Annotated in this window: 17 protein-coding genes; 4 read left to right on the top strand and 13 right to left on the bottom strand. The window is 62.6% G+C overall.

All coding sequences use genetic code 11. The features are described 5' to 3' along the window. Window positions 1-2: 2 nt before the first annotated feature. A complete protein-coding gene (locus tag NDO48_RS10185; protein ID WP_018428114.1) occupies window positions 3-332 on the bottom strand; it encodes a DMT family transporter in 330 nt (109 codons plus the stop codon). 88 nt (window positions 333-420) lie between these two features. On the opposite strand from NDO48_RS10185, the gene NDO48_RS10180 reads away from it, so the two are divergent. Further along, the gene (locus NDO48_RS10180; RefSeq protein ID WP_018428115.1) at window positions 421-855 is read left to right on the top strand and encodes an HIT family protein; all 435 of its coding nucleotides are present in this window, start codon (window positions 421-423) and stop codon (window positions 853-855) included. A gap of 75 nt (window positions 856-930) precedes the next feature. On the opposite strand, the gene NDO48_RS10175 is transcribed toward NDO48_RS10180, so the two are convergent. From NDO48_RS10175 to NDO48_RS10165, 3 genes are all read right to left on the bottom strand, one after another. Next, complete coding sequence (locus tag NDO48_RS10175; protein WP_018428116.1) at window positions 931-1,884, bottom strand: phosphatase PAP2 family protein; 954 nt, start codon at window positions 1,882-1,884, stop codon at window positions 931-933. 78 nt (window positions 1,885-1,962) lie between these two features. Then, window positions 1,963-2,313, bottom strand: a complete 351-nt coding sequence (locus NDO48_RS10170; protein WP_018428117.1) for an AzlD domain-containing protein — start codon at window positions 2,311-2,313, stop codon at window positions 1,963-1,965. Then, window positions 2,310-3,056 (bottom strand): AzlC family ABC transporter permease, encoded by a 747-nt coding sequence (locus tag NDO48_RS10165; protein WP_018428118.1) that lies wholly within the window; start codon window positions 3,054-3,056, stop codon window positions 2,310-2,312. The genes NDO48_RS10170 and NDO48_RS10165 overlap by 4 nt, the downstream gene beginning before the upstream one ends. Before the next feature lie 191 nt (window positions 3,057-3,247). Between NDO48_RS10165 and NDO48_RS10160 the strand changes: the two genes are divergently transcribed. Then, window positions 3,248-4,498, top strand: coding sequence for a sensor domain-containing diguanylate cyclase (locus NDO48_RS10160; RefSeq protein WP_018428119.1), 1,251 nt, complete (start codon window positions 3,248-3,250; stop codon window positions 4,496-4,498). Window positions 4,499-4,594: 96 nt separating this feature from the next. Here the strand turns inward: NDO48_RS10160 and clpA are convergent, their stop codons facing one another. From clpA to NDO48_RS10145, 3 genes are all read right to left on the bottom strand, one after another. After that, window positions 4,595-7,066 carry an ATP-dependent Clp protease ATP-binding subunit ClpA gene (clpA, locus tag NDO48_RS10155; protein ID WP_018428120.1) on the bottom strand — a complete coding sequence of 824 codons (2,472 nt, stop codon included), beginning with the start codon at window positions 7,064-7,066 and terminating at the stop codon, window positions 4,595-4,597. Window positions 7,067-7,074: 8 nt separating this feature from the next. Beyond that, a complete protein-coding gene (clpS, locus tag NDO48_RS10150) occupies window positions 7,075-7,404 on the bottom strand; it encodes an ATP-dependent Clp protease adapter ClpS (protein WP_040456709.1) in 330 nt (109 codons plus the stop codon). Between the two features lie 262 nt (window positions 7,405-7,666). After that, window positions 7,667-7,996: a phasin family protein gene (locus NDO48_RS10145; RefSeq protein WP_018428122.1), complete on the bottom strand. Its 330-nt coding sequence runs from the start codon at window positions 7,994-7,996 to the stop codon at window positions 7,667-7,669. A gap of 356 nt (window positions 7,997-8,352) precedes the next feature. Between NDO48_RS10145 and NDO48_RS10140 the strand changes: the two genes are divergently transcribed. Further along, window positions 8,353-9,789: a serine hydrolase gene (locus NDO48_RS10140; RefSeq protein ID WP_018428123.1), complete on the top strand. Its 1,437-nt coding sequence runs from the start codon at window positions 8,353-8,355 to the stop codon at window positions 9,787-9,789. Window positions 9,790-9,831: 42 nt separating this feature from the next. On the opposite strand, the gene NDO48_RS10135 is transcribed toward NDO48_RS10140, so the two are convergent. The 5 genes from NDO48_RS10135 to NDO48_RS10115 all read right to left on the bottom strand — a co-directional run bounded on the left by NDO48_RS10135 (window position 9,832) and on the right by NDO48_RS10115 (window position 13,565). Next, window positions 9,832-10,527 (bottom strand): DnaJ domain-containing protein, encoded by a 696-nt coding sequence (locus NDO48_RS10135; protein WP_018428124.1) that lies wholly within the window; start codon window positions 10,525-10,527, stop codon window positions 9,832-9,834. Further along, a complete protein-coding gene (locus tag NDO48_RS10130; protein WP_267321422.1) occupies window positions 10,524-11,258 on the bottom strand; it encodes a VWA domain-containing protein in 735 nt (244 codons plus the stop codon). Before NDO48_RS10130 ends, NDO48_RS10135 begins: the two co-directional genes overlap by 4 nt. A 64-nt stretch (window positions 11,259-11,322) precedes the next feature. Next, window positions 11,323-11,760, bottom strand: coding sequence for a DUF1489 family protein (locus NDO48_RS10125; RefSeq protein WP_018428126.1), 438 nt, complete (start codon window positions 11,758-11,760; stop codon window positions 11,323-11,325). 59 nt (window positions 11,761-11,819) lie between these two features. Beyond that, window positions 11,820-13,223, bottom strand: coding sequence for an L-serine ammonia-lyase (locus tag NDO48_RS10120; RefSeq protein WP_018428127.1), 1,404 nt, complete (start codon window positions 13,221-13,223; stop codon window positions 11,820-11,822). A 210-nt stretch (window positions 13,224-13,433) separates the two neighbouring features. Continuing rightward, the gene (locus tag NDO48_RS10115; protein WP_018428128.1) at window positions 13,434-13,565 is read right to left on the bottom strand and encodes a hypothetical protein; all 132 of its coding nucleotides are present in this window, start codon (window positions 13,563-13,565) and stop codon (window positions 13,434-13,436) included. Window positions 13,566-13,849: 284 nt separating this feature from the next. On the opposite strand from NDO48_RS10115, the gene NDO48_RS10110 reads away from it, so the two are divergent. Then, the gene (locus NDO48_RS10110) at window positions 13,850-14,608 is read left to right on the top strand and encodes a DUF599 domain-containing protein (protein WP_018428129.1); all 759 of its coding nucleotides are present in this window, start codon (window positions 13,850-13,852) and stop codon (window positions 14,606-14,608) included. Here NDO48_RS10110 and NDO48_RS10105 read toward each other — a convergent pair. Next, window positions 14,557-15,354: a YdcF family protein gene (locus tag NDO48_RS10105; RefSeq protein ID WP_018428130.1), complete on the bottom strand. Its 798-nt coding sequence runs from the start codon at window positions 15,352-15,354 to the stop codon at window positions 14,557-14,559. The genes NDO48_RS10110 and NDO48_RS10105 overlap by 52 nt on opposite strands. Window positions 15,355-15,388: the final 34 nt, after the last annotated feature.

Here is a 15,388-nt window from a genome sequence, read left to right as displayed (position 1 = left end):
GGTCAGTGCGCAATCGACTTCGAAAACAGGTTGATGACCATGACGCCGGCCATGATCAGGCCGATGCCGATCAGCGCCGGCAGATCGAGTGTCTGGCGGAACCAGATCCATGCGATGCCAGTGATGAAGACGATGCCCGCGCCGCACCACAATGCATAGACGATGCCGACGGGCACTGTACGCAGCACCAACGACAGGAAATAGAAGGCGCAGGCGTAGCCCGCAAGCGCGATCACCGAGGGAACAAGCCTGGTGAAGCCATTGGTTTCCTTGAGGGCGGAAGTCGCGACGACCTCGAAAGCCACTGCCACGATCAGATAGATGTAGTTCAACGTCGTTCCTCTCGGCCTGCCTTGGCTTGACGTTCCGCCCGCCAGCGCCGAAACATCCACCACGAAATCGCATCAAACGGGATAGGCCATGTCGAGCGGCGCTTACGATCCAAACAACATCTTCGCCAAGATCTTGCGCGACGAGATCCCCTCACAGCGGGTTTATGAGGACCACGCGGTCGTGGCCTTCATGGATGTGATGCCGCAAGGCACCGGCCATACGCTGGTCGTACCCAAGGCGCCTTCGCGCAACCTGCTCGATGCCGACCCGGCGACGCTCGGTCACCTGATGGCCGTCGTCCAGAAAGTCGCAAACGCCGCCAAGACGGCCTTCGAGGCTGACGGCGTGACCATCATGCAGTTCAACGAACCGGCCGCCGGCCAGACCGTCTATCACCTGCACGTCCATGTGCTGCCACGTTTCGAAGGCGTGGCGCTCAAGCCGCATACCGGCCAGATGGAGAAGCCCGAGGTGCTGGCGGTCAATGCGGATAGGCTGAGGGCGGTTTTGGCTCGCGGCTAGGCCGGACTTCGCTGGCCGACGAAATCCAAATATCCACGGCGTCGGGCAAGGTCGGGCGCGCCGATGTTCCGTCCGTCAGGCGCGTGCCGCCTGCCCCTGCTGATGCGTGAATACTCCCGCTTGCTGCGAGGACGCACGTTCATACGCATCGAACACCGCCAGGCCGGCCCGCCAGGCAACGATGGATATGAACACGCCGGCAATGACGTCGACCAGATTGTGCCCACCATGGATAAGGATGGCTGGCGCCAGCAGGGCATTCACGACCAGCAGGGCTAGGCGAAAAACGCGGTAAGGCCATACGGCGACCAGGGACACCAGACCCATGACCGTGTGAAACGATGGGAAGCCGATAAGCCCGGTTACCTGCAAGGAATCAATATGAGGAACACCCTCCTCATAGAGGCGGTAGAGCATTGCCCCGTACTCGGAGCTGACGATCGGCCGAACGACACGGTCGATCTCCGGTGCCAACGTCCAATAGGCGGAAGCACCGCCCGATGGAAACATGGCCCAGCACAATATCCCGGCGATTGCCGCAAGCACCATGGCCAGCGCGCCGGCATGCAGGCGCCTGCGATCGAGCAACATTCCAAGCACCACAAAGGCAACGAACAGCTGAACCAAAGTCAGCTGATAGACAATGCGCAACACAGAATTCAGGAAGGGATAGCCAGCAATCCATGCGCACAGGGCTGGCCAAGAATAGCCGAGCCACGCGTCAATTCGAACGAGCATGGCATCAATCGGTGCCGTTGGCCGCGGCAAAAGCAGCACATTGAACAGAGAACCGACCATTGAGAACAGGATGAAAAGGCCGATGACATGGGTGGTCAGCGCAATGCGCTCGCTGTCACGCCAACGGCGATAGATTTGGCCAAGAGCGACAAACAAGAGTCCGGAACCCGCCGAGAAAAGGAAGAAATTGGCCGAAACGCCAATGCCTTTCCACAATGCGAGGAACCCGTCGACGACGATGAAGGCGCCGACGATCATCAAGATAAGCCGTTCGATCGGATGAAATGCCATGGGTCGCCCTTCCAGACGACATGACCATTGCCCTCCCCGCGTTAAGTCCACGTAAAGAGGCGGCGGCACTGCGAACGATTAGAAATTGAAAGCCATTCCTGCCAACAGCACCATTTCAGCCACAACGATCCCCACCAGCACCTTCCGGCCGAGCCACAGATAGGCAAGGAAGCCCACGGCCGCTGAGGCGAGGCGCAGCGCGAACGATGTGTCCGCCAGCTCGCCGCTCGGGAAGACGATCAGATTGCCGATGACGGCGGCAACCAGGGCCGTGGCGAGTGCCCTGACCAGCACCAGCAGATCGGAATCTTCGCCGATGCGGTCGCCGAGATAGACGCCGAGGAAGCGCCAGGCATCGGTCGCAAGCCAGCCGGCGACGAGGATGAACAGGAACGGCCACCACCAGGCGTCGATCGCATGGAAGGTCATGCCGAAGCCCTCCGACGCGACAGCTTGTGGAAAGCGAAGGCAATGCCCCCGCCGACCAGTCCGGCGCCAAGCAGGTCGAAGCCGGGGACCACCACATGCAGGAGGGGCCCGAGCACGATACCGAGCACCATGGCCACATGCCCTGCCCGCTCGCGCGCCGAGCCCCACAGCGACGTCAGGAAATACATCGGCGTCAGCATGAAGAGCGCGGCTGAAACGGCCGGTGGCATGCTGTCGGCGAGCACATAGACCACCGCCACGACAACCATGTTTGCAAGCACCAGCGTCGAGCCAAGGCCGGCGTAGTAGCTGGTGCGCATGTCTCGCGGCACGCCGCGCAGCCTTTCCATAGCCAGCACCCATGAAGTGACGGCCACGAAATGCGACAGAAAATAGAGCACCCAGCGCGGCGTCTTCGGACCGCGCATTTCCGGCACCAGCGCCACGACCATCGGCGCCAGCCTGATCGAGGACAGCGCAACGGCAAAGGCCGCAGCCGGCAGCGAAGCGCCCGACAGGATCGCGCCGATCAGCACGACCTTGGCCGGCAATGCCCAGACCATGCCGACCATGAAGACGGTCTGGGCCAGCGTCAGCCCCGCTTCTTTGGCGAGCCCGGCAAATCCGATGAAGGCACTGGCAAGGATAAGTCCCGGCACCGAGAAAGCCATGCGCGCGCCGCGCAGGTACCAGCGGCGGCGCGAAGCTGATGTCGATGCGGGCAAGATCTCTTCGGCGGGCATAGGTCCGCGCATATCACGCCGGACCGTTCAAGTCAGCGGCGCGGCCGCTTTGGCGCAACGATCGCAGCGCCGTGCCCAAGCCGCGCAAATTGCTCATCAAATTTGGGGAAGAATTGGATTCCTTTGAGAGCCCGTTAACCACTTGCCTAGTCTCATTCGCTAGACAGGTCCCATAGGGGAGCGAAGACATCATGACCGGCACGTTTCTGCTCGCAGTGCAGGCACTGATCTACTTCGTCACCATGGCTGCCGTCTTCCATTCGCGCCATAAATTCGGCATCGGCATCTTCGTCTGCGTGCTGGGCGTGATGCACTTCCTCGAGACATATCTCGCCGCGGTCTTCTTCCTGCCCCTGCCCTTCGGCCTCATCTCGCCCGGCTCGACCGTGATGTTCTCCGGCAAGCTGATGATGTTCCTCCTGCTCTATATCAAGGAGGACGCGGAGACCGTGCGCCAGCCGATCTACGGCCTGCTGGTCGGCAACTGCCTGATGGTGGTGCTGGCGCTGATCCTGCGCCTTTATGGCAGCGTCGCCGAGTTGCCGGGCTATCGGCCCGATCTCACCTTCCTCGACGATATGGGAATCCTGATGATCTGGGGAACGGCGCTGCTGTTCCTCGACAGCATCGCCCTGATCCTGATCTACGAAAAGCTCGGGCAGCGCATCGCCAACACGTTGTTCAAGCGCATTTTCCTCAGCGCAGCGATCGTGCTCAGCTTCGACCAGGTGATGTTCTTCATCGGTCTGCACCTGGTTTCCGGCGTGCCGATCAGCGCGCTCTATGGCGGCTGGATCGCCAAGATGGGCGCCGCCGCCCTCTACAGCGCCTTACTGGTCGCCTACCTGCGCTATGTCGAGACCAAGCCGCTTCCGGCCGGCACCGAGCCCTTGCTCAAGGTCTTCGACCGCCTTACTTTCCGCCACCGTTATGAGGAGCTGCTGCAGCGTACCGGCGTCGACAAGCTGACCGGCATCAGCGATCGCGGCCAGTTCGAGGCGGTGGCACAGTCGCTCATCGACCGGGCGCTGACGGACCGCAAACCGGTCAGCCTGCTGATGATCGACATCGACCACTTCAAGAGCATCAACGACCAATACGGCCACGTCACCGGCGACAAGGTGCTGAAGGATGTGGCACGTGCGCTGGCCGGGGCGTTGAGGAGCGGCGACCGGCTGTTCCGCTATGGCGGCGAGGAATTCGTGGCCATCTGCCAGGACCTGAATGCCGGCGACGCAGCCGTGCTGGCGGAGCGCCTGCGCACCGCCGTCGAAACCACCGACCTCACCTCGCCCTGCACACGCGCAACGGTCAGCATCGGCATCACCACGGAAAGAGGCGGATCGATCAGCGCCGAAGAGATGATCGGCGATGCCGACGGCTGGCTGTACCAGGCCAAGCGGCTGGGCCGGAACAGAGTAGAAAGCGCCGTGGTGGCATAGACACTCCGACTTTCCATCGCCTACCCATTCAGCCACCATCGTGAACAAAAAAAGCCCCGGCGAACCGGGGCCTTTGTTTGTCTGGACCGACGTCAGTCAGCTCTTGCGCGGCAGTTGCGGCACCAGGCTGCGCTTGCCACCGTCCTTGCCTTTCGGCTCCGACTTCGGCTTTGCCGCCACCACCTTCTTGGCGACCGGCTTCTTGGCTGGCGCCTTCTTGAGCTTCGGACGATCGGCCGGATCTTCCTTCTTCGGCTTCACCGGCACTTCGTCGGCAAGCGTCTCGAGCTTCAGGCCGGACTCGCCGGTTTCCTTCTTCTCGACGGTGACGCGCACCGTGCCACCCTTCCTGAGCTTCCCGAACAGCACTTCGTCAGCCAGCGGCTTCTTGATGTGCTCCTGGATGACGCGGCCGAGCGGACGCGCGCCCATGCGCTCGTCGTAGCCCTTCTCGGCCAGCCAGGCGATGGCATCGGGCGACAGGTCGAAGGTAACGCCACGCTCGGAAAGCTGCGCTTCCAGTTGCATGACGAACTTCTGCACGACCTGATGCACCACCGGCACCGGCAGCGAGCCGAACGGGATGATGGCATCGAGGCGGTTGCGGAACTCCGGCGTGAACAGCCGGTTGATCGCCTCGACATCGTCGCCTTCGCGCTTCGTCGACCCGAACCCGATCGCCGCGCGCTGCGCATCCGACGCACCCGCATTGGTGGTCATGATCAGGATGACATTGCGGAAGTCGATCTGCTTGCCGTTGTGGTCGGTCAGCTTGCCGTGATCCATGACCTGCAACAGGATGTTGAACAGGTCGGGATGGGCCTTTTCGACTTCGTCGAGCAGCAGCACGCAGTGCGGATGCTGGTCGACACCGTCGGTCAGGAGACCGCCCTGGTCGAAGCCGACATAGCCGGGAGGCGCGCCGATCAGGCGGCTGACCGTATGGCGCTCCATGTATTCCGACATGTCGAAGCGGATCAGCTCCACGCCAAGCGACAGAGCAAGCTGCTTTGCCACCTCGGTCTTGCCGACGCCGGTCGGGCCCGAGAACAGGTAGGAGCCGATCGGCTTCTCAGGTTCGCGCAGGCCGGCACGGGCCAGCTTGATCGCCGAAGTAAGGGCGGTGATCGCCGTATCCTGGCCGTAGACGACGCGCTGCAATTCGACCTCGAGGCCTGCAAGCACCTTCTCGTCGTCGGCCGAGACCGTCTTTGGCGGGATGCGCGCCATGGTCGCGATCGTCGCCTCGATCTCCTTGATGCCGATGGTCTTCTTGCGCTTGCCTTCCGGCAGGAGCATCTGCGACGCACCGGTCTCGTCGATCACATCGATCGCCTTGTCGGGCAGCTTGCGGTCGTTGATGTAACGCGCCGAGAGCTCCACCGCGGCCTTAATCGCCTCGTTGGTGAACTTCACCTTGTGGAAGTCCTCATAATAGGGCTTGAGGCCCTTCATGATCTCGATGGCGTCGTCGACCGTCGGCTCGTTGACGTCGATCTTCTGGAAGCGCCGGACGAGCGCCCGGTCCTTCTCGAAGAACTGGCGGAACTCCTTGTAGGTGGTCGAACCGATGCAGCGGATGGCACCCGACGACAGCGCCGGCTTGAGCAGGTTGGAAGCATCCATCGCGCCGCCCGACGTCGCACCCGCACCGATGACGGTGTGGATCTCGTCGATGAACAGCACCGCGCCCGGATACTCTTCGAGTTCCTTGACGACCTGCTTCAGGCGCTCTTCGAAATCACCACGGTAACGCGTGCCAGCCAGCAGCGTGCCCATGTCGAGCGCGAAGATGGTGGCATCCTCGAGCACCTCGGGAACGTCGCCTTCGACGATGCGCTTGGCGAGACCCTCGGCGATCGCCGTCTTGCCCACCCCCGGATCGCCGACATAGAGCGGATTGTTCTTGGACCTGCGGCACAGCACCTGGATGGTGCGGTTGATTTCCGACTCGCGGCCGATCAGCGGATCGATCTTGCCGGCGCGCGCCTTGGCGTTGAGGTTGACGCAATAGGCCGTCAGCGCGTCCTGCTGCTTCTTGCCCTTGCCGGTCTCTTCGCCCGTTTCGTTGTTCGTGCCGTGCTGTTCCTCGTCGGTGCCGCGCGGCGTGCGCCCCTCTGTGGCGCCAGGACGCTTGGCGATGCCGTGCGAGATGTAGTTGACCGCGTCGTAACGGGTCATCTGCTGTTCCTGCAGGAAGTAGGCCGCATGGCTTTCGCGCTCGGCGAAGATGGCGACGAGCACGTTGGCGCCCGACACTTCCTCGCGCCCAGACGACTGCACGTGGATGACGGCGCGCTGGATGACGCGCTGGAATCCGGCAGTTGGCTTGGAATCCTCGTCGTAACCGGTGACGAGATTGTCGAGCTCGGTGTCGATATAGGTGAGTACGGTCTGCTTGAGTTCGTCGAGATCGACATTGCAGGCGCGCATGACGGCGGCCGCTTCGTTGTCGTCGATCAGCGCGAGCAGCAGGTGTTCGAGCGTTGCATATTCGTGGTGGCGCTCATTGGCGAGCGTCAGCGCCTGGTGCAGCGCCTTTTCGAGGCCTTGGGAGAAAGCCGGCATTCAATACCTCACTTCTTCTCCATCACGCATTGCAGCGGATGCTGGTTCTGTCTTGCGAAATCCATGACCTGGGACACTTTGGTCTCGGCCACTTCGAATGTGTAGACCCCGCACTCGCCGACGCCGTGATTGTGGACGTGCAGCATGATGCGGGTGGCGGCCTCCCTGTCCTTCTGGAAGAAGCGTTCGAGCACATGCACGACGAATTCCATCGGGGTGTAGTCGTCGTTGAGGATGAGCACGCGATAGAGACTTGGCCGTTTGGTCTTGGTCTTCGTGCGGGTGATGACCGCTGTGCCCCGGCCAGTGCCGTTGCCTCCCTCGTCACCGTTCTGCATGCGCGCGCTGTCCAAGCCGATCGTCAATCTGGTCCTGCCCTTCGTCAATTCCGACACACCTCGTCATGTAGGTGTCATCGCCGAGATTTTAAGCCCTTCTAACGTGCTGACAATATGGCCGTCGGCCAAGCCGCATCGATTTGCCTGAAACGTGAAGCTCTCAGCCGATTTCGAAACAAAAAAACCCGGCTGCGCGGGCGCAACCGGGTTTCATTTTGACGGATCCAGCGGATCCGCCTATTCCGAATCTGCTGTCAGGCGATCACTTCGCCTTGGCGACGAGCGACTCAAACGGCTTGTAAGCTTCCTTGGCGAGTTCGGCATAGAGATCGCCGAGCTTGGTCGCCTCGGCGACGAAGCCTTCATATGCCTGCTTGGCATAGTCGGCCTGGATCTCGACGGCCTTCTCGAACGACTTGACGCCGAGGAGCTTTTCGAAGGTGGCCGCACCGGCCTCGAAGCTCTTCTTGGTGTAGTCGGTCGCTTCAGTGGCGATGGCCTGGGCGCCCTTCGAGAGCGAGGCAAAGCTCTTCAGGCCGTTGTCGACGAATTCCTTGCCGTGCTTGCTGAAATCTTCATAGGTCTGGGTCATCGCTGCATCCTTTTCGGGTTGGGCGGGTACGCTATGCGATTGTGCGATGCAGCCTAGATATTGTGCAGCGCACAAATTGTCAACTGACCCAGCGGAACACATTTCCACAGTCGCTGGCTCGCCCTTTTGGCGCCCAACCGAGGGTGCCCTGCGGCATTAACTAAAACTCGAATAAAGCCCGACCGAAAGTGTGAACAAGCCGGTTACCATAAACGGATTGGTAACGCTGTCGCCCTAGTGTGGCTGGATACGGGGCCGGAACCTTTGCCGCCCCAAGCCAACGATAAATCAAGGGTGTAACAGTGCGTCAAATACTGCCGGGCAAAGTCCTCAGGGCGGCTATCTCATTCAAATCCATGGTTGCCTTCACTCTCGCCGCGGCGATTGGCTTGGCAACGGTTGCGCCGACGGCTGCTGCGACGGACGCCCGTTACGCAGCGATTGTCATCGACGCCAACACCGGCAAGGTGCTGCACCAGCAGAACGCCGACTCGCGTCGCTATCCGGCGTCGCTGACCAAGATGATGACGCTGTACATGACCTTCGAGGCCATGGCCAAAGGCAGGATCAACAAGGACACACGGGTCGTCTTCTCCCAGAACGCCGCCAACGAGCCGCCGACCAAGATCGGCGTCAAGGCAGGCGGTTCAATCACCGTCGAGGCGGCGATCCTTTCGCTCGTCACGCGTTCGGCCAACGATGCAGCCACTGCACTCGGCGAGCTGATCGGCGGCTCCGAGGAAAACTTCACCCGCATGATGACGGCCAAGGCCCGCAGCCTCGGCATGAAAGGCACGGTGTTCCGCAACGCCAACGGCCTGCCCAACACCGGACAGTTCACAACCGCGCGCGACATGGCCATGCTCGGCATCGCGCTGCGTGAGCATTATCCGCAGTATTACAGCTATTTCTCGACCCGTTCCTTCGCCTTCGGCCGCCAGCGCATTGCCAACCACAACCGCCTGCTGGGCCGGGTCAAGGGCGTCGACGGCATCAAGACCGGCTACACCCGTGCATCGGGCTTCAACCTGGTTTCGTCAGTGCAGGACGGCAACCGCAGCCTCGTTGCCGTCGTCATGGGCGGCGCTTCGGGTGGCAGCCGCGACAACAAGATGGCGAGCCTCATCAACACCTACCTGCCCCAGGCTTCGCGCCGCGGCGGTGGCGGCGACCTGATCGCCAAGACCGACACGCCCACGCCGGCAGTTGCCGTTGCCAAGATGCAGCTGCCCAAGCATGACGCCCCCACCCCGGATACGCGCCCGCAGGCCGAAGTAATAGAAGTCGCCGACGCCTCAAACGACGAAGAGGCCGTGACCGAGAAAGTGGCAGAAGCCGTGCCCGCCCCGGCCAAGAAGCCGACCATCAGCGCGGCATCCCAGCCCAAGATCGCCATGGCCTCGGCCGAGCGTTTCGGCGGCGCAATCCCCTTCCAGATCCGCAAGGCGAAGGATTCCGTTCCTGCCTCGAATGACAACGTCGAGCAGGCCTATGCGGCCCCCACGGAAGCTCCGGCAGTCGACGCGATCAAGACCGCGACCGTGCGTGCCGGCTGGGCCGTGCAGGTGGCGTCCTCGCCCAGCGACGGCGAGGCCCGCGCGATCCTCGAAAAGACCGCGAAGCAGGCCGGCGCTGCCCTGGCAGATGCCTCGCCCTTCACCGTGCCCTTCGAGAAGGGCGGCGTGACCTACTACCGTGCCCGCTTTGCCGGCTTCGATTCCAAGGATGCTGCCTGGAACGCCTGCAACGCGCTCAAGAAGAAAAAGATCTCCTGCTACGCGATTGCGCAGTAGGCGAAGAGCCAACCTCCTGGGTTTTGTAGTGTGTCGAAGGAGTTAGTGATGATCGGAGAGAAGGACGTCCTTGGCTTCGTTGATCCGCGCCGCGAGGAAAGACGAGCCGCCGAGGTCGGGATGCAAGCGCTGAATCAGTCGACGATGCGCCTTGCGGACATCCGCCGCGGCGGCCCCCGCTTCAAGACCAAGGACCTTGTAGGCCTCCTCCTTAGTCATGGCGCCAGAACCTGGCGCAACACGCTGCCGGTGGTCACCGTCCGGCTTCGTGTCTTCGCGCCAGACGGGAAACCGGCCGTCAAGATAGGTCTCTAGCAACTGCAGGCTTTCCGGGTCGCCGGAAAGCTCGCGAAAGAGGGCCTTGAGTTCGGCCAGCCCGAGCGAGGCAAGTGCCTTGCCCTCCTGACGGCCCGCCAAAACGATTCCCGTCAATACACCGCTGTCATGGTCGAGTTCCATTTCGAGGGCAGCGGTTCGAACCGTCGAGCGCTTGCCCGGCGTGCTGACTGTCGAGCGCACCCTTCTTGTCGCCGCATACCAGGCGAATGCCGCCGATATCAGGCCGCCACCGACGGCCGCGCGCCCAAGCAGAAGCAGCACTAGGCCAACCACGCCGAGCACGACGGGGCCGGCAAGCTTCAGCCCGCTGGCAAGTTGGGCAGCATCCGCCCGCATGAAGGCAACCAGCCCCAGCACCGAAAACAGCAGCACCGCCGCTATGCCTGCGAATAGACTCATGGCGACTTGCGGCTCCTCAGATGCTCGATCATCAGTCTGTCCTCAGGTCTGCCCCTGGCCTCCAGCGCCTTTATGCCCCCGGCGGCAAAGACCGCGACAGCCGATAGCAGGCGAGACAGCGTGGCGGCGGCCGAACGATCGAAGCGGAACCAGGCGCCCTTGGACAGCCTTGCGATCTCCTTGAATGCGCGTTCGGCAGCGGCGTCATGCCCTTCCTGGAAGACAAAGGCCGGTACGCCGCGCAAGCCCAGATGCCCGGCCTTCTCGGCCAGCTCGTCGATGTTCTCTTCCATCGCATCGCCGATATAGACCAGGGCATCGACCTTTGCGGCTCCGGTTTCCTTCAGCGCATGGCTCAGTACCTTGCCGACCTGCGTCTGGCCGCTGCGGCACTGGATGGACGTCATCAGCTTCTTGAGGGAACCTGTTTCGGCAACGAATTTCGACGCCCGGCATTCACCGAGGCCACGGAAATAGACGAGCTGGACATTGAGCCTGCCTGTGTTGCCGACGGCATCGAACATCTGACCCTGCAGTTCGCAGGCGAGGTCCCATGTCGGCTGGCGGCTCATGGTCGCGTCGAGCGCGAGGATCAGTCGGCCTCCGGCCTGGCCGGCTTTGGCCATAGCACGCGCCTGACGGACAAACGCGTCGACTTCCGATGCGTCCGAACGGCGCTCGGCCGGCGGACGGGTGGCTGACGTAACCGGGGGCTTGTTTGCGTCGCTCATCACACAAGAAGATGTGGCGAGCCGCGTCGGCTTGCAAGCCCGTCCTTGCACGCCACGAGCTGGCCTAAAGCAGGCCGAGCTCCGCCAGCTCCAGACGCAGCTTCGGCGGCATTTCGGCAAGTGCCGCGTTGCCCTGGCCCAGATCCAGCGGCGCATCGGCAGGCTTGAGGTAGCGCCAGCCCTGGAACGCGCGGCGCGGCTGCCACTCGGTACGCACCACAGTCGGCTCGAGGACCAGATGGCAACGGCCGATGCCTTCGGAATCGGTGAACGGCCTGATTTCAAGAAGCCGTTGGCGACATTGCACGGAGCCCTTGATCACCCAATAGAGCGAACCGCCCGCAGTCAGCTCTTCGCCGCGCGTCGGCACCATGCGGGTCGTGTGGAATTGCTCCACGGGCTCGCTGGCGCGACGCCGCTCATCAAGGCGGAAGGCGATCCATTCCTCGAGGTCCTCGACGCTATCGCAGCCGACGCAAAGCTTGATGAGATTGAGCGACATGGTCCGAAACTAGTGCCTCGGGCCGGCGCATTCAACGCCGGCCGGAGTTTTGCACAGGCTCAGCATTCGACGACGTTGACCGCGAGGCCGCCGAGGCTGGTTTCCTTGTACTTCTCGCTCATGTCCATACCGGTCTGGCGCATGGTCTCGATGGCGGCGTCAAGCGGCACGAAGTGCTTGCCATCGCCCTTGATGGCGAGCGATGCAGCTGTCACCGCCTTCACCGCGCCCAGCGCATTGCGCTCGATGCAGGGCACCTGGACGAGACCGGCAACCGGATCGCAGGTCATGCCGAGATGATGTTCAAGGGCGATCTCGGCCGCGTTCTCGACCTGCTCGGCAGTGCCACCCATCACCGCGCACAGGCCTGCCGCGGCCATGGCCGAGGCAGAGCCCACCTCACCCTGGCAGCCGACCTCCGCGCCAGAGATGGAGGCGTTGGTCTTGATGATGCCGCCAACAGCCGCTGCCGTCAGCAGGAAGTCGCGGATGCTGTCCTTGTCGGCCTCGACATGGAAATGCAGCCAGTAGCGCAGGACCGCGGGCAGCGTGCCTGCCGCACCGTTGGTTGGTGCCGTGACAACGCGGCCGCCGGCGGCGTTTTCCTCGTTGACCGCCATGGCGTAGATCGACAGCCAGTCATTGGCGAGCAGCGGGTTGGGACGGTTCTGGCTCCACTGTTCCTGCAGCTTGTCATGCAGCTGGCGGGCACGGCGACGAACCTTGAGCCCGCCAGGCATGATGCCGTCCTGCGACAGGCCCCGGTCGATGCAGCGGCTCATCGCGTCCCAGATGGCGTCGAGCCCCTCGTCGAGGTCGGCGCGCGCCATGTGCACTTCCTCGTTGGCCCGCTTCATCTCGGCGATGGAGAGCCCGCTGCGTGCGGCCATGGCCAGCATTTCGACAGCGGTGGAGAAGGGATAGGGCACGCGTTTGCCGGCAGCCGGCGCTGCGGTCTTCGCCTTCATGCGCTGCAGCTCTTCTTCGGAGACGACGAAGCCGCCGCCGATCGAATAATAGATGCGCTTGAGCAGCAGCCGGTCGGAGGAATCATAGGCGTAGAAGGCCATGCCATTGGCGTGGCCGAGCAGCGGCGTCTTCTTGTCGAGCACCATGTCGACGGTCGGATCGAAACGATAGGACGGATGGCCGGGCGGCGAGACGCGCTTGTCACGGCCAACCTGCTCGACGATGGCGTCCGACGTGTCGGGATCGACGGTGACGGGCGTCAGGCCGGTCAGGCCGAGGATGACGGCGCGGTCGCTGCCGTGGCCGACGCCGGTATAGGCGAGCGAGCCATGCAGGCTGGCGCCGACGCGATCGACCTTGGCGCCGGCCGGTCGCGGCCAGTCACCGCCGAGCACTTCGTCGAGGAAACGGGCAGCCGCCGTCATCGGCCCCATCGTGTGCGAACTCGACGGACCAATGCCGATCTTGAACAGGTCGAATACCGAAAGAAACAAAGCTCACTCCCTGCGACGGCGGCTCTTGTCGCATTACTATGCGATCTTTCCGCCCTTTTCACGCTCGCCGCTAGACGCGATCCGACGCGGTTTGCTCAGCGCGCGACATTCGAAAAAACCTCTGACTTGCGCAAGACCGCAAAACAAAAAAGCGCGGACTAGGCCGCGCTTTTTGTATCCAATTCTGTATCCAATTTGAAGGGTGCTTGTTCAGCCTCCGGCGACCACCGCCGCCTTTTCGGCACCGCCGCTGACGAGCCACGCAAGAAGCAGAAAAACAGCAAATCCGATCACTGCCTTGGCCGTCAGACCCCAGCAGGATTTCTGAACGTTGTCGTCCATGATGTGTTGCAAGACCTTTCGTTCGGCGAGCAGGCGGTGCGTCCGCCATTCCGGCTCGTCCCGAGTACGACAGCTGGATACGACTTTGCGCGACGCTTCGCAACTGCGAAAAATGGCGAAACCATGGCAAGGCCATCGGGACAGTCACGTCTCGGTCATCACAAATTTAGACAAATCATAGACTTATTCGAAATCGCGCATTCACGCATCGTCAACATTTGCGGCCGGAAAACGGCGGCTGCAGCACCTCGAAAACGCGCTTCCGGCCGTGCTATTGCTAGCGGATGTTCGACGATTCCTTCCCATTGCTCGCATCGATGAGCCATCTCGACGTGGCAGCACTTGCCTTCTTCGTCGCCGGCTGGCTGTTCCATACCGCCGCAGCCAATGGCCATATCGTCAAGCGGCTGTCGCTGACCCGCGCCATGAACGCGCAGCGTGCTGCCTGGATGGCAACCATGGCGCGGCGCGAGGTTCGGATCGTCGACACCTCGATCATGAACGGATTGCAGCAAGGCACGGCTTTCTTCGCCTCCAGTTCGCTCATCGCCATCGGCGGCTGCTTTGCGCTTCTGGGCGCGTCCGACCGCGTGCTCGCCGTATTGAGCGACGTGCCGCTGGCCGGCGACACCGCCCGCCCGCTCTTCGAGGTCAAGGTGTTCGGCCTGATCTTCATCCTCGCCTATTCGTTCTTCAAGTTCGGCTGGGCCTACCGTCTCTTCAACTATTGCTCGATCCTGATCGGCGCGGTGCCGCATCTGACCGCCAGCAAGGAACCCGACGAGGCGATCCTCACAGCCGTGATGCGGGCAACCCGCATGAACGTGCTCGCCGGCAAGCATTTCAACGCCGGCCTGCGTGGCATCTTCTTCTCGATCGGCTATCTCGGCTGGTTCGTCGACGCCCGTGTCTTCTTCCTCACCACAGCCCTACTTCTCGCAGTTCTGATCAGGCGGCAGTTCTTCTCGGAAGCGCGTCAGGCCGTGCTGGTTCAGAGCCCCGGGCCGGGAAACGGTTCATCGATCCGTCCCGACAGCCAATAGGCAAACAGTCCGATCCATTCGCGCAGCGCCATCGTCGTGTTCTGCAGAGAATCGGCCGGATTATCGGTGAACAGGCCGACGCCCTCCTGCCCCGACGTGCGGTAGTCGACCGGCCAGGCGACGACCTGGAAGCCGGCCTTGGCAAACAGGGCCATCGAGCGCGGCATATGGAAGGCCGAGGTGACCAGCAGCCAGGTTTCGCCCGGCTTAGGTGTCACCATCTCCTTGGAGAAGACAGCGTTTTCGTAGGTGTTGCGCGAACGGCCTTCGAGGATCATCCGATCGCGCGACACGCCGAGCGCCTCGAGCAGGCGGGGCGCGGTATCGGCATCGCCCTCGCCTTCGAGGACCAGCGTCCCGGTGCCGCCGGAGATGACCACTTTCGCATCCGGATAGCGACGCGCTAGGACAGCGGTCTCGACCATGCGGTCGCCGCCGCTGTTGAGCTCATAACCACCGCGGGCGAGATTGATCGCGCCTTCGAAGCCGCCGCCGAGCACGACGATGCCGTCGACCCTGGCAGGCTGCGGCGGCCGCGGGAACCGTTCTTCAAGCGGATTGAGCATGAGCGAGCCGAGCGACGTCCATGTGGCCAGCGCAAGCACCAGGAAGGACAGCAAGGCCGTAGCGCGGAACAGGCGGCGCCAGCCGAAGAGGCTGGCAACCAGTCCGGCCGCAAGCAGGAATATCGCAAAATTGAGCGGCTGGGCGAAGAACCAGAAGATCTTTGAGAGGTAGAAGAACATTTCGCCCTCTGAAAAGCGTTAGAGCGCCTTGTGT

The sequence above is a fragment of the Aminobacter sp. MET-1 genome (genome assembly GCF_026521175.1).
Lineage (GTDB): Bacteria > Pseudomonadota > Alphaproteobacteria > Rhizobiales > Rhizobiaceae > Aminobacter.
This window is presented reverse-complemented; position numbering and strand designations above follow the sequence as displayed.